A 13,599-nucleotide genomic window follows, 5' to 3' on the forward strand; every position below is an offset into this window, starting at 1 on the left:
TTATAAAACAGGAAACAATAAAGATGATTATTAAAAGACTATTATATCTGTATGATACTATGCTTATGAATAATCATTATTTAGGATAAAGTCTAAAAGTAAAAAGCCGGAATTCTGCACAGCGTGATTCTACAGCTTTAGGATGTGCGGATACGGCTTAAAACAGGTAGGAAGAGGAGAATAACATGAATACACCTTTATCATGGATAAAAGAAATGGTGCCGGGGCTTGACTGCACACCGGCAGAATATATGGATGCAATGACTCTTAGCGGTACCAAGGCTGAAAGCGCCCAGTATTTTGATAAGAATCTTGACAAGATAGTAGTAGGAAGAATCAACAAGATAGAAAGACACCCTGATGCGGATAAGTTAGTTATATGCCAGGTTCAGATTGATGAGGATGGGAAAGAAATACAGATAGTTACAGGTGCACCTAATGCCTTTGAAGGTGCTGTAGTTCCCGTAGTGCTTGATGGAGGAAGGGTAGCCTGTGACCATTCAGGAAATAAGCCGGGGGAAGGCTTTGTTATAAAGGCAGGAAAGCTAAGAGGAGTAGACTCAGCGGGCATGATGTGCTCTATAGACGAGCTTGGCAGGGATAAGACCTATTACCCTGAGGCAGACGAGGAAGGGCTTTACATTTTCAACAAAATCGAGGGCGGGAGTAAGCTTAAGCTTGGAAGCGATGCCCTTATCCCACTTGGACTTAGAGACGCTCTTGTAGAATACGAAGTAACCAGCAACAGAGTGGACTGCTTTGGTATGGAAGGTATAGCAAGAGAGGCCGCAGCCACCTTCCGTAAGGAGTTTAAGCCTCCTGTGATTAAAGAAACAGGTAACAATGAAAAGGCAGAAGACTATATTTCAGTTGAAATAAAAGATAATGAACTTTGCAAGCGTTATGTTGCGAGGGTGGTTAAGAATGTAAAGATAGCCCCATCCCCTCTTTGGATGCAGAGAAAGCTCTCCGCAGTAGGTATCCGCCCTATCAACAACATAGTAGACATAACCAACTATGTGATGACTGAGCTTAGCCAGCCTATGCATGCCTATGACATTGACACTATCGATGAGAGGAAGATAGTGGTGGAAAGGGCAGCAAACGGAGAGAAATTCACTACACTTGACGGAGTAGAAAGAGAGCTTGACGATACAGTTTTGCTTATAAAGGACGGCAAGAAGGCGGTAGGCATAGCAGGAATAATGGGTGGAGAGAATTCCAAGATAAATGAAGGCCTTAATACTGTTCTCTTAGAGGCTGCCTGCTTTGATGGCACCAATATCCGCCTTTCAAGCAAGAAAATAGGCCTTAGAACTGATGCCTCAGGTAAGTTTGAAAAGGGGCTTCATCCTGAGACAGCCCTTCTTGCCATGAACCGCGCCTGCACCCTCATAGAGGAGATAGGTGCCGGAGAGGTCGCCTGCGGCGTAGTTGATGTATACCCTGTAAAAGAGGGCGACAGAGAGGTAGAATTTGACCTTGATGCCTGCAACCGTCTGCTTGGAACAAGTATTAGCCTTGATATGGCGAGAGAGTATTTTGACAGGCTTGGTATCAAGATAAATGATGACTTAAAGAGTGTAGTAGTACCTTACTTTAGGCAGGATTTACTGCGTAATGCAGACCTGGCAGAGGAGCTTGCAAGATTCTTTGGCTATGACAAGATACCTACCACCCTTCCAAGTGGCGAGTCCACGGCAGGCGGAGAGACCTTTGGCATGGAAATAGAGGGTAAGGCAAGGGAGCTTGCAGAGCAGTTCGGCTTCTGCGAGGGTATGACCTTCTCCTTTGAGAGCCCTAAGGTATTTGACAGGCTTTTGCTTCCTTTAGATGCAAAGGAAAGAGAGGCCATAGAGATAAAGAACCCTCTTGGTGAGGACTATTCCATTATGCGTACTCAGATAATAAACGGTATGCTCACGTCACTTGGAACCAACTCAGCAAGAAGAAATAAGAATGTAAGGCTTTATGAGATATCCAATATTTACCTCGCAAAGAAACTTCCTCTAGAAGACTATCCTGAGGAGAGAAAGCAGTTCTGCCTAGGTATGTACGGAGAAGGCGATTTCTTCGTGCTTAAGGGAGTGATAGAGGAGTTTTTATACAAGGTAGGCATGAAGAAGCTACCTTCCTACAACGCTGATGCAGGCAAGACCTTCCTCCATCCTGGCAGACAGGCTCTGATTATCTATGAGGATGCGGTGGTTGGATATTTTGGAGAGGTACACCCTCTTGTTCAGGAGGCCTACGGTATAGCTGAGAGAACCTATGTAGCCAACATAGACCTTAGTGTCATCTGTAAAAAGGCTAATTTTACCGTAAAATACGAAGGTATAGCCAAATTCCCATCAGTTGTACGTGACATAAGTCTTGTGATGGATAAGAGCCTTACAGCGGGAGAGATAGAAAAAATTATCAGATCTGAGAGCGGAGCTATATTGGAAAGCCTCGAACTCTTCGATATATATGAGGGAGAGAGAATTGGTGCTGACAAGAAGTCAATGGCTTATTCAATCACCTTCAGAAATAAAGAGAAAACCCTTGAAGAATCAGAGATAAGCGCTGTTATGGAGAAGATTCTTAAGGGCCTTCAGACTATAGGAGCAGTACTTAGAAGCTAAGTTTATGGTTGCAAATCATGCCAAAATAGTGGATAATGTGATTAGATTAATAGCATAGGGAGAAGAAGGCATGAATAATGATTTTAAAGCGCTTAAGCCATATCTTGACAAAGCTATGGCTATGAATACTGCTATGGCACTCTTTGAGTGGGATACAGAAACTCTTGCACCAAAGGCGGCTGTTGACCAGACTGCCAAGGTCTTAGGAGTGCTTGCAGGAGAGTCCTACAATGCCGTTATGAATGATGAAGTAAAGGATATCGTATACAGGCTATCAAAGGACGTTGAAGAAGGAAAAGACGAAGGACTTAGCAAGGTAGAAAAGGGAATAGTTAAACAGCTTAAAAAGGATTATGAGATGCTTGAAAAGATACCTGCTAACGAGTATCAGGCATTTTCCGAGCTTCAGGCTGTAGGAGCGTCAAGATGGGCAGAGGCCAAGAAAGCTGATGATTTTGATAAGTTCCTTCCTACCCTTAAATCACTTATAGAATATTCAAGAAAGTTTGCGGGCTATAGAGTTAAGCCTGGCGAAAAGCCTTATGATGTGCTCTTAAATGACTACGAGGAGGGCTTTAACCAGGAGATACTTGACAAATTCTTCGGTAAGCTTAAGGAGGCTATAGTTCCTCTGCTTAAGAAGATAAAGGAAAAACCACAGGTTGAGTATGAATTCCTTTTTAAGGACTACCCTGTGGGTAAACAGAGGGAGTTTAGCAGGTTCTTAGCTGAATATGTGGGATTTGCTCCGGATAAGGGAGTGATTGCTGAAAGTGAGCATCCTTTTACAAACAGCCTTCACAATAAGGATGTAAGAATAACGAACCATTATTATGAGAACAATCTGGAAAGCGCTATCTTTTCGATTATCCACGAAGCAGGACATGGCATATATGAGATGAATATACCTGATGAACTTACCCAGACCATTGTCGGGGAAGGCTCATCAATGGGGCTTCATGAGTCACAGTCAAGATTCTGTGAGAACATTATCGGAAGAAGCAAGGCTTTTTGGGAGCCTATCTATGGGAAGCTTGTCTCTACCTTCCCAGAGCAGCTAAAGGATGTGGACCTTGATAAGTTTATAACAGCCATTAACCGTACAGAGCCCGGACTTATCCGTACAGAGGCAGATGAGCTGACTTACAGCTTACACGTGCTTGTACGCTACGAGGTAGAAAAGAAGATATTTAATGAGGACTACCCTGTAGAAAAACTGCCGGAGCTTTGGAATGATTTATACGAAGAATACCTTGGCATACGCCCTGACACATATAAGGACGGCATCCTTCAGGATGTACACTGGTCAGGTGGAAGCTTCGGCTACTTTTCCAGTTACGCCCTTGGCAATGCAATCGGTGCAGAGCTTTACCACCAGATGAAGAAGGAGCTTGACTTTGACGGCCTGTTAAGAAGGGGTGAGGTGTCAAAGATTATGAACTGGCTAAAAGAAAAGGTTCATAAATACGGAAAACTTAAGAATACAAACGAGATACTTCTTTTAGCTACGGGTGAGGAATTCAACGCAGATTATTATATTGATTATCTCACTGAAAAGTTCACTAAGGAATACGGACTATAAGGATGTATAATGAGAAAATTCATTGAGAAGAACAAAAACCTGCTTATAGGCATAGTTTTTATTGTTTACCTGCTTGCCCTAGGCTATCACTTATTCCTTAGTGACAGCCTGGGCAAGAGGGAAATATCAGATATCTACAGGTACAACTTTACCCTGTTTAAGGAGATAACCAGATACATTGAGAACATCAATGTTATAGGTGCAAGACTGGTTATATTAAATCTTGCAGGGAATGTATTTGCATTTGTACCGTTTGGATTGTTGGTGGGTTATTTTTTAAGAAAAAATAAGTTTACATTTATAAAAACAGCCCTGCTTGGCCTTGCCTTTACAGTGCTTATAGAGGGGATTCAGCTGGTGACGAAGGTAGGCATCTGTGACATAGATGATGTGGTATTAAATACTGCCGGAGTTGTGATAGGTGCGGTGGCTGCTAAGTTTATTTTTAGAACTAAAAAATAAAAAAAGGTACCGATAAACGGTACCTGATATGTATGTGACAAGATTCGAACTCGCGACCTTCTGATCCGTAGTCAGACGCTCTATCCAGCTGAGCTACACATACAAAATTGTCGAACGAGTAATATTGTAGCACAATGATTCTTATTTGTAAAGTAAAAAAATCATTTTGAAAGGAAATATAAAAATGCTAGCAACATTAATACCTTTATTTGACAGTAAAATGGAAGTCTGCGCGTATTCAGTCTTTGCGCAGAGAGAAAATTTTCTGCTTCATCCATCCCTTCTTGGAACGGGCAGTTTAGATGCTGCGGCAGGCATATTGGGACTTGATATCGTGGAAAGCATGGGCATCGGTACCTTAGCCGGTGATAAAGAAGTGTTCATAGAGGTAAACAATATCTCTCTCTTTTCCGATATAGAGAATAAGTGCAGTGCGCCTGCGGAAAGGGTAGTATTACTCATAGACTACAGGATAAATCCTGAGCAGATGTATGTGGATAGACTCACAGAGCTTAAGGCTAAGGGCTATAAGCTTGCTATGAGGAAGTTAAATATAGACCAGTTTGAAGAGTACAGGCCTGTACTTAGCCTTATGGACTATATCCTTCTTGACCACAAGAAGATTAAGATAGATAAGGCTAAGCTCTACTTCGGGCAGGTATATCCTCACATCAAGCTCTGTGCAGTCAATGTGGACTCAAAGGAGGATTATGACAGGCTTGCAGAGGATGGAGGCTACTACCTTTTTGAGGGTGAATTCTTCAGGATGCCTGCTATCTCAAAGACGGGAGAGATTGCACCTCTTAAGATGACCTATATCGAGCTTCTTAACCTCGTAAATCAGCCTGACTTTGACCTTACTGAGGTGGCTGATGTTATCTCAAAGGACACCGTACTTGCGGTAAATATGCTTGAGATAGTCAACAAGCTTGCAAGAAATTCAAAGATAACCTCTATAAGAGCCGCTACAGCCATGCTTGGACAGAAGGAGATAAGAAGGTGGGCCAGTACCGCTGTTACTAAGTCACTTTGTGTAGATAAGCCAAGTGAAATAATGAGGTTATCGCTCATCCGTGCAAAATTTGCAGAAAACCTTGCTTATTGCTTTGACTTAGGAGCACTTACTTCAGAACTCTTCCTTATGGGACTCTTTTCCGTTATCGATGTTATCCTCGAGATACCTATGAAACAGGCACTCGAGATGGTAAACATAGCTGAGGATATCAGTCTTGCTCTTCTTCAGAGAAAGGGAAGGCTCGCTCCGCTTCTTAACTTTATGCTTCACTATGAGAACGCTGACTGGCAGGAGGTAAGCAGGATAATGACTGTGCTTAACATAGATGTAAAGCCTGTAAGTACAGCCTATATCGATGCCTTGGTATGGTATAGGGATATGTTCCTGTAAATAAGTAGAGATATAATTCTTTCTATTGACTATGATAGTTAAGAGGATTATAATACGTAAGTTGTAAAAGTAGTATATTTTGAAGAAAGGAGCGGTAATGGGAGATTTGGCTGAGCGGCTGGCGGAAGAGCTGAATGTCGAAACGGTGTTTGATGTCCCGTTTTTTGGAGGCATATCAGAGTCAGTTGTTGTAACTTGGATAATTATGGCCGTCGTTCTTGTTGCTTCTATATTACTTACCAGAAACCTAAAAGTTGAGAATCCTACCAGGAGACAGCTGATGGTGGAAGAGGTGGTTACCAAGCTTCAGGGCGTGGTAGTTAACATCGTCGGAGAGCATGGCAGGGCCTATGCCCCGTATCTGACGAGCATTCTTATCTACATAGGTATTGCAAATGTGGTCGGTATACTGGGATTTAAGCCCCCTACAAAGGACTTGAATGTGACCATAGCACTGGCGGCATTTAGTATTTTTATTATCGAGTTTGCAGGCATACACAAAAAAGGTGTAGGCAAATGGTTGAAGAGCTTTACAGAGCCTATGGTGGTTATTACCCCTATTAAGATTCTCGAGGTATTTACAACACCGTTGTCTCTATGTATGCGACTCTTTGGTAATGTTCTTGGAGCCTTCGTTGTAATGAAGCTCATAGAGTTCGTGCTTCCTGTAGGACTTCCAATTGCATTTAGTTTTTATTTTGATATATTTGATGGTCTGATTCAGGCTTATGTATTTGTGTTCTTGACAGGCTTATTCATAGGCGAACAGCTTGAGTAGGTCAGTTTAATAATAAGATAAGGAGAAAAATTATGAATTTATTAGGAATTGGCGCTGGTATTGCAGTTTTGGCAGGTTTAGGAGCAGGTATCGGTATCGGTATTGCAACAGGTAAGGCAGCAGATGCTACAGCTAGACAGCCTGAGGCTGCAGAAAAGATTCGTAGCGTGCTCATCCTTGGTGCGGCACTTGCAGAGGCAACAGCTATTTATGGTTTCGTTATCGCAGTTCTTATAATAATGATGCTTAAGTAAGGTTCACTTAAGGAGGAATAATGCTTAAAGTAGACTGGAATCTCCTCTTTACGGCTATTAACATTGTGGGTTGGTATATAATAATCAAATTGTTTTTGTTTAAGCCAATCAACAATGTCATTGACAAGAGAAGAGATGCTATAAACGGTAAATTTAATGAAGCAGAGTCAGCCAAACAGGATGCTTATGCGCTTAAAGCTAAGTATGAAGAGGCTATAAGCAATGCTTCAAATGAAAGACAGGATATAATCGACAAGGCCAGAGCAAGTGCTGATGAGGAATACAAGCGTATTCTTGAAGAGGCTGATGTGAAGGCGGGAACAATAGTTGATAAGGCTAAAGAACAGGCAAAGGATGAACATCAGAAGATAATCAGAGAAGCTGACATGGAGATTGCACGTCTTGTCATGGATGCTACAAGTAAGATAATGCATGACAACAGCAACGGTGCAGCCGACAAGAATCTTTATGATGAATTTATAACAAAAGAGGGTAAACACAGTGAATCTTGATAACAATAAAAAAGAACTAAAGGTGAGCCTTTTTTATGTTACGCCGCCGGTTGACTCCCAGCTTGACAAAATAAAAGACTTTGTCGCAGCTAAAGAGGGTGTAAATAAAGATGAGGTCAAGATAGATCTCGTAGAGAAAAAGGACCTGGTAGGCGGCTTTGTGCTTCGTGTTGGAACTCACGAGTATGACTGGAGTACAAAGGGAAGACTTGACCAGCTTATGTCTGAGCTTCTAAGTTCAGATGATGGCAGCTCCGAGAAGTCGGATGTAAACTATCTTGACGATGGGCTTGATGCCGCTCAGATTGCAAAAGACAGACTCTCAAAGCTTAGAAGCAGTATAGAGAGCTTCACGCCTAATACCAAAGAGCAGGAAGTGGGCTTTGTCGTAGCTGTAGGTGATGGTATCGCCAAGATTCAGGGCATCGATCACGCTATGTACGGCGAGATTATAGAGTTTGAATCAGGTGCCAAAGGTATGGTGCAGGATATCAAGTCTGACAGCATAGGATGTATCCTTTTCAACAAAGCGGACACAGTAGCAGAGGGAGACAGAGTCAACCGTACAGGCAAGAAGACAGGTGTACCTGTAGGTGAAGGCTTCCTCGGCAGAGTTGTAGACGCACTCGGCACTCCTATTGACGGTGGCGGAGATATCATCGCATCAGACTTTAGGCCTGTAGAACATGAAGCACCGGGTATAATTGATAGAAAGTCGGTATCTGTACCGCTTGAGACCGGTATACTTGCAATCGACTCTATGTTCCCTATAGGAAGAGGACAGAGAGAGCTTATAATCGGTGACAGGCAGACAGGTAAGACTGCCATAGCAGTAGATACTATCATCAACCAAAAAGACAAGGGAGTTATCTGCGTCTATGTAGCCATAGGCCAGAAGGCTTCTACAGTTGCAAAATTAGTTAATACCTTAGATAAACACGGAGCACTTCCATACACCATTATTATGGCGGCAACAGCTTCAGACTCATCTGCGCTTCAGTACATCGCCCCTTACGCAGCTACCTCTATGGCTGAGTACTTTATGTACAAAGGAAAAGATGTACTCATTGTATATGATGACCTTAGTAAGCATGCTGTTGCATACAGAGCCTTGTCCCTGCTACTTGAGCGTTCGCCGGGACGTGAGGCTTATCCGGGAGATGTATTCTACCTTCATTCAAGACTTCTTGAGAGAAGCAGCCGCCTTTCCGATGAGGCGGGTGGAGGTTCGATTACAGCACTCCCAATCATAGAAACACAGGCAGGAGACGTATCTGCCTACATCCCTACCAATGTAATCTCCATCACAGATGGACAGATATTCTTAGAGAGCAGCCTTTTCTTCTCAGGCCAGCGTCCTGCGGTCAACGTAGGTCTTTCCGTATCCCGTGTAGGCGGTGCGGCTCAGAGTAAAGCTATGAAGAAGGCATCAGGATCTATAAGAATTGACCTGGCACAGTATCGTGAGATGGAAGTGTTTACACAGTTTTCATCTGACCTTGACCAGGTAACCAAGAATCAGCTTACATACGGTAAAGGTCTTATGGAGCTTCTTAAGCAGCCTCTCTGCAGACCGCTTTCACTCCACGAACAGGTCATTACACTTGTTGTGGCTACAAAGAAGGTCATGATGCTTGTTGAAAATGAGCAGATTAAGGACTTCCAGATGCAGATGCTTGATTATTTTGAAGCACATCATCCTGAGATAATCAGAGAAATCGAGAATCAGAAGGCGCTTTCAGAAGATCTTACACAGCGAATAGTAGATGCGGCAACACAGTTTCGTAACTTTTATCTTGGCGCAAAAGAGGGTAAATAAATATGGCTAGTGCAAGAGAGATAAAAAATAGAATCTCAAGCGTTAAAGATACGGCTAAGATAACCAAGGCTATGTACCTCATATCCTCCACTAAGCTTAGAAAAGCCAAGAAGAATCTGGGGGATACCGAGCCGTATTTTTACAATCTCCAGATGGCAATCGCAAGACTCTTAAGGCACATGCCGGATATGCACCATATCTTCCTTAAGAATCTTGACGAGATACCTCCTGAAAAGAGGAGGAGAGGCCTTATCATAGTTACTGCAGACAAGGGACTCGCGGGAGCATATAACCACAACGTAATAAAGTGTACCGAAAAGTGGCTTAGTGAGCCGGGGATTCACTCCCTGTTTGTTGTAGGAGAGCTTGGAAGAAGTTATTTTATGAATAAGGGAATGGAGATAGATGCACATTTCCGTTATACCACTCAGAATCCGTCTTTACACAGAGCACGTAAGATAATCGGTGCTGTCGTAGACAAGTACCAGGCAGGAGAGCTAGACGAGATAACCATAGTCTACACCAGAATGGTAAACAGCATGGTCACACAGGCTGAGGTAGTGCCCCTACTTCCTCTTGACAAGAAAAAGATTATGGGTAACATCCCTGCAGGCTTTATCACAGAGCAGGACATAACCATGCTTCCTTCACCAAAGGAAGTGCTTGATACAGTTATACCGAACTATCTGGTAGGCTTTGTATACGGAGCGCTTGTAGAGTCATTTTGTTCAGAGCAGAATGCAAGAATGATGGCGATGCAGGCGGCAAATGACAATGCAGATGACATAATAAGAGATTTATCAATACAATACAATCGTGTAAGGCAGGCTGCGATAACTCAGGAAATAACCGAAGTTGTAGCGGGTGCTAAGGCACAGCATTTGAGGAAATGAGAATGAAGAATGGTAAGATAATACAGGTAATGGGACCGGTTGTAGACGTCCTGTTTCCGGATGAAGACGTACCAAAGATTAAAGATGCTCTATACGTAGATAACCATGGTAAAAAGTGTCTTATGGAGGTTTCTTCACACCAGGGTGGGAACATAGTCAGATGTATCATGCTCACAGCCTCAGAAGGACTTAGCAGAGACATGGAGGTAGTGGCCACAGGTGCAGGTATCAAAGTTCCTGTAGGCGAAGCTACGCTTGGCAGGCTCTTCAATGTATTCGGTGATACCATCGACGGAGGAGCAAGCCTTGAGAATGAAGAGCACTGGACTATACACAGAGAGCCGCCTAAGTTTGACGAACAGAGTCCTGCGGTAGAGATACTTGAGACAGGCATTAAGGTTATTGACCTCCTTGCACCTTATGCAAAGGGTGGAAAGATAGGTCTGTTTGGCGGTGCAGGTGTAGGTAAGACAGTACTTATTCAGGAGCTTATAAGAAATATAGCTACAGAGCACGGTGGATATTCTATATTTACCGGTGTAGGTGAGCGTTCAAGAGAAGGAAATGACCTCTGGACAGAAATGAAGGAATCAGGCGTTATAGCTAAGACTGCCTTGGTGTTCGGTCAGATGAACGAGCCACCGGGAGCCAGAATGAGGGTCGCTGAGACAGGACTTACAATGGCGGAGTATTTTAGAGATGAGAAAAACGCTGACGTGCTTCTTTTCATCGATAACATCTTCCGTTATGTACAGGCTGGCTCGGAGGTATCAGCCCTGCTTGGGCGTATGCCTTCAGCGGTTGGTTATCAGCCAACTCTTGCTACTGATGTAGGTGAGCTTCAGGAGAGAATCGCTTCTACCAAGTCAGGCTCAGTTACTTCTGTTCAGGCGGTATATGTGCCTGCGGATGATATCACCGATCCTGCTCCTGCGACTACATTTACACATCTTGATGCGACCACAGTGCTTTCAAGAAAGATTGTTGAGCAGGGTATTTATCCTGCCGTAGACCCTCTTGAGTCCTCCTCTCGTGTCCTTGAGGCGGATGTAGTAGGAGAGGAGCATTATAATACAGCAAGAAAAGTACAGGAGATGCTTCAAAAGTATAGAGAGCTTCAGGATATAATCGCCATCCTTGGTATGGAAGAGCTCTCAGAGGCTGACAAACAGACAGTTAACAGAGCAAGAAAGATACAGCGTTTCCTTTCACAGCCTTTCTTTGTGGCAGAGACATTTACAGGTGTTCAGGGCAAGTATGTGCCTCTTGCTGAGACAATAAAGGGCTTTAAGGCTATAATAGATGGTGAAATGGATGAATATCCTGAAGGAGCTTTCTTCAACGTAGGAACAATTGATGAAGTTAAGGCAAAAGCCGAAGCTATGGAGCAGGAGGCCGTATAAGTGGCAAATAGAACATTTTATCTTAAAGTATATGCAAGTGACAGAATCTTCTTTGAAGGACAGTGCCAGACCTTAGTCATCCCACAGAGTGACGGACTAAGAGCTATACAGGCGCATCACGAGGATATGGTGCTTGCTGTAGACATAGGTGAGGCTCATATAGTCGAGGAAGACGGAACTGTTACCTATGTGGTGGTCGGAAGCGGCATGGTTCAGATATTCCATAACAGAGCCATAATGCTTGTTGACACTGCTGAGCTTCCTGATGAAATAGACTCAAAGAGGGCGGGAGACGCACTTGAAAGAGCGAAGGAACAGCTAAGGCAGAAGCAGAGTATCCAAGAGCACAGGATGAGCCAGGCATCGCTTGCAAGAGCCCTCACAAGGCTTAAAGAGAGTTCAAAGTACAATGCTTAGCTTGGATTAAATAAAAAACATGAGAAACTAAACTTAGACTTTAGTTTCCCATGTTTTTGCTGTATAATATGATACGAGTGTCAATAGTACTTGGCACCTGATTTGAATACAATAACAAAAGTGCTACGAAAGGGGATAACCTAATGAAGTGTACCAGACAGATTACAGATGATTTATACTATGTTGGCAGCAGCGACAGAAGAATCACACTATTTGAGAACTGCTTCCCATTATCTGATGGAATGGCATACAATTCTTATCTTTTAATCGATGAAAAGACAGTACTGTTTGATACGGTAGATTATGCAATAGGAAGGCAGTTCATAGACAACGTTACCTCACTTCTTGACAACAGGAAGCTTGACTACCTGGTAGTTCACCATATGGAGCCTGACCATTGTTCCCTTATTACACAGCTTATTTCCCTTTATCCTGAGTTAAAGATAGTAGGCAACAAAAAGACAGCGGGGCTTATATCCCAGTTCTACCACGTGGATATGACTGAGCACTTTATATTTGTGAACGAAGGTGACACTATATCCACAGGAAAGCACAACCTTAAGTTCATTATGGCACCTATGGTTCACTGGCCTGAGGTTATGCTTACCTATGATGAGACTGACAAGGTGCTCTTCTCCGCAGATGCCTTCGGCACCTTTGGGGCACTTGACGGTAGGATATTTAATGATGAGCTTGACTATAGGAATAGCTTCATGGATGAGGCAAGAAGATACTATGCCAATATAGTAGGCAAATACGGAGTACAGGTGCAGGCTGTATTTAAGAAGCTCCCTGCTGAGATAGCTTATATCTGCTCTCTCCATGGTCCTGTATGGAGAAAAGACATACCTTTCTTCCTTGAGAAATATCAGGCTTGGAGTACCTATACTCCTGAGGAAAACGGAGTATTCATAGCATACGCGTCTATGTATGGCAATACAGAGCTTGCCGCACACCTGCTTTCTACCAAGCTTGCAGAGCGTGGAATAACAAACATGAAGGTGGTTGATGTTTCTGCACATCACTACTCCTCCCATATCAGCGATATATTTAAGTACAGTGTGGTTGTATTTGCATCCGCATCCTACAACATGTCAGTTCATCCTAAGATGAATGAGCTGCTTACAGAGATGAGGGAACTCACTGTAAGGAACAGGGCGTATGCCGTGATAGAGAACGGTTCGTGGGCACCTAGTGCCGGCAAGACCATCAAGGCCACTGTAGACGGCCTAAAGGATATGAGACAGATAGGAGAGACACTTACCATCAAGTCAGCTATAATGGAAGAACAAGAAGAAAAGCTTGATGAGCTGGCAAGACTTATAGCTGAGGAAGTAGAAGACTAAAAGTAAAAGGCTAAAAAGTAAAAGACTAATAAGTATATATCGGAAGAAAGACATTATAAATTAGTGTCTTTCTTTCTTTTTTTGACAAAAAAATTTAAAAATAC

12 protein-coding genes and 1 tRNA gene are annotated in these 13,599 nt (G+C 43.1%); 12 read left to right on the forward strand and 1 reads right to left on the reverse strand.

Going from position 1 to position 13,599, the window contains the following annotated elements; genetic code table 11:
- The first annotated feature begins 185 nt into the window (after positions 1-185).
- The 3 genes from pheT to JJN12_RS02140 all read left to right on the forward strand — a co-directional run bounded on the left by pheT (position 186) and on the right by JJN12_RS02140 (position 4,668).
- Positions 186-2,624 carry a phenylalanine--tRNA ligase subunit beta gene (gene pheT / locus JJN12_RS02130; RefSeq protein WP_208428148.1) on the forward strand — a complete coding sequence of 813 codons (2,439 nt, stop codon included), beginning with the start codon at positions 186-188 and terminating at the stop codon, positions 2,622-2,624.
- A gap of 70 nt (positions 2,625-2,694) precedes the next feature.
- Positions 2,695-4,206, forward strand: a complete 1,512-nt coding sequence (locus JJN12_RS02135; RefSeq protein ID WP_208428149.1) for a carboxypeptidase M32 — start codon at positions 2,695-2,697, stop codon at positions 4,204-4,206.
- A 9-nt stretch (positions 4,207-4,215) separates the two neighbouring features.
- Positions 4,216-4,668 carry a VanZ family protein gene (locus JJN12_RS02140; RefSeq protein WP_208428150.1) on the forward strand — a complete coding sequence of 151 codons (453 nt, stop codon included), beginning with the start codon at positions 4,216-4,218 and terminating at the stop codon, positions 4,666-4,668.
- A gap of 29 nt (positions 4,669-4,697) precedes the next feature.
- On the opposite strand, the gene JJN12_RS02145 is transcribed toward JJN12_RS02140, so the two are convergent.
- Positions 4,698-4,771: transfer RNA gene (locus JJN12_RS02145), tRNA-Arg, on the reverse strand.
- An 81-nt stretch (positions 4,772-4,852) separates the two neighbouring features.
- Here JJN12_RS02145 and JJN12_RS02150 point away from each other — a divergent pair.
- From JJN12_RS02150 to JJN12_RS02190, 9 genes are all read left to right on the forward strand, one after another.
- The gene (locus JJN12_RS02150; protein ID WP_208428151.1) at positions 4,853-6,073 is read left to right on the forward strand and encodes an EAL and HDOD domain-containing protein; all 1,221 of its coding nucleotides are present in this window, start codon (positions 4,853-4,855) and stop codon (positions 6,071-6,073) included.
- Positions 6,074-6,170: 97 nt separating this feature from the next.
- The gene (locus JJN12_RS02155; RefSeq protein WP_208428152.1) at positions 6,171-6,851 is read left to right on the forward strand and encodes a F0F1 ATP synthase subunit A; all 681 of its coding nucleotides are present in this window, start codon (positions 6,171-6,173) and stop codon (positions 6,849-6,851) included.
- Positions 6,852-6,883: 32 nt separating this feature from the next.
- Positions 6,884-7,105 carry an ATP synthase F0 subunit C gene (gene atpE, locus JJN12_RS02160; RefSeq protein WP_023353816.1) on the forward strand — a complete coding sequence of 74 codons (222 nt, stop codon included), beginning with the start codon at positions 6,884-6,886 and terminating at the stop codon, positions 7,103-7,105.
- 20 nt (positions 7,106-7,125) lie between these two features.
- Positions 7,126-7,617, forward strand: a complete 492-nt coding sequence (gene atpF, locus JJN12_RS02165; protein ID WP_208428153.1) for a F0F1 ATP synthase subunit B — start codon at positions 7,126-7,128, stop codon at positions 7,615-7,617.
- Complete coding sequence (atpA, locus tag JJN12_RS02170; protein WP_208428154.1) at positions 7,607-9,436, forward strand: F0F1 ATP synthase subunit alpha; 1,830 nt, start codon at positions 7,607-7,609, stop codon at positions 9,434-9,436. The genes atpF and atpA overlap by 11 nt, the downstream gene beginning before the upstream one ends.
- Positions 9,437-9,438: 2 nt before the next feature.
- Positions 9,439-10,329 (forward strand): ATP synthase F1 subunit gamma, encoded by an 891-nt coding sequence (atpG, locus tag JJN12_RS02175; protein WP_208428155.1) that lies wholly within the window; start codon positions 9,439-9,441, stop codon positions 10,327-10,329.
- Positions 10,330-10,331: 2 nt separating this feature from the next.
- Complete coding sequence (gene atpD, locus JJN12_RS02180; RefSeq protein WP_208428156.1) at positions 10,332-11,732, forward strand: F0F1 ATP synthase subunit beta; 1,401 nt, start codon at positions 10,332-10,334, stop codon at positions 11,730-11,732.
- Complete coding sequence (locus JJN12_RS02185) at positions 11,733-12,149, forward strand: FoF1 ATP synthase subunit delta/epsilon (RefSeq protein WP_208428157.1); 417 nt, start codon at positions 11,733-11,735, stop codon at positions 12,147-12,149.
- A 143-nt stretch (positions 12,150-12,292) separates the two neighbouring features.
- Positions 12,293-13,495, forward strand: a complete 1,203-nt coding sequence (locus JJN12_RS02190; protein ID WP_208428158.1) for an FprA family A-type flavoprotein — start codon at positions 12,293-12,295, stop codon at positions 13,493-13,495.
- The last annotated feature ends 104 nt before the right edge of the window (positions 13,496-13,599 follow it).

Origin of the sequence: Catonella massiliensis (assembly GCF_016651435.1) — a bacterium.
GTDB classification, from domain to species: Bacteria; Bacillota; Clostridia; order Lachnospirales; family Lachnospiraceae; genus Catonella; species Catonella massiliensis.

What these genes read in the sequence shown, in the direction of transcription:
- pheT (WP_208428148.1), top strand. Translation starts at nt 186, where the DNA reads ATGAATACACCTTTATCATGGATAAAAGAAATGGTGCCGGGGCTTGAC.
- JJN12_RS02135 (WP_208428149.1), top strand. Translation starts at nt 2,695, where the DNA reads ATGAATAATGATTTTAAAGCGCTTAAGCCATATCTTGACAAAGCTATG.
- JJN12_RS02140 (WP_208428150.1), top strand. Translation starts at nt 4,216, where the DNA reads ATGAGAAAATTCATTGAGAAGAACAAAAACCTGCTTATAGGCATAGTT.
- JJN12_RS02150 (WP_208428151.1), top strand. Translation starts at nt 4,853, where the DNA reads ATGCTAGCAACATTAATACCTTTATTTGACAGTAAAATGGAAGTCTGC.
- JJN12_RS02155 (WP_208428152.1), top strand. Translation starts at nt 6,171, where the DNA reads ATGGGAGATTTGGCTGAGCGGCTGGCGGAAGAGCTGAATGTCGAAACG.
- atpE (WP_023353816.1), top strand. Translation starts at nt 6,884, where the DNA reads ATGAATTTATTAGGAATTGGCGCTGGTATTGCAGTTTTGGCAGGTTTA.
- atpF (WP_208428153.1), top strand. Translation starts at nt 7,126, where the DNA reads ATGCTTAAAGTAGACTGGAATCTCCTCTTTACGGCTATTAACATTGTG.
- atpG (WP_208428155.1), top strand. Translation starts at nt 9,439, where the DNA reads ATGGCTAGTGCAAGAGAGATAAAAAATAGAATCTCAAGCGTTAAAGAT.
- atpD (WP_208428156.1), top strand. Translation starts at nt 10,332, where the DNA reads ATGAAGAATGGTAAGATAATACAGGTAATGGGACCGGTTGTAGACGTC.
- JJN12_RS02190 (WP_208428158.1), top strand. Translation starts at nt 12,293, where the DNA reads ATGAAGTGTACCAGACAGATTACAGATGATTTATACTATGTTGGCAGC.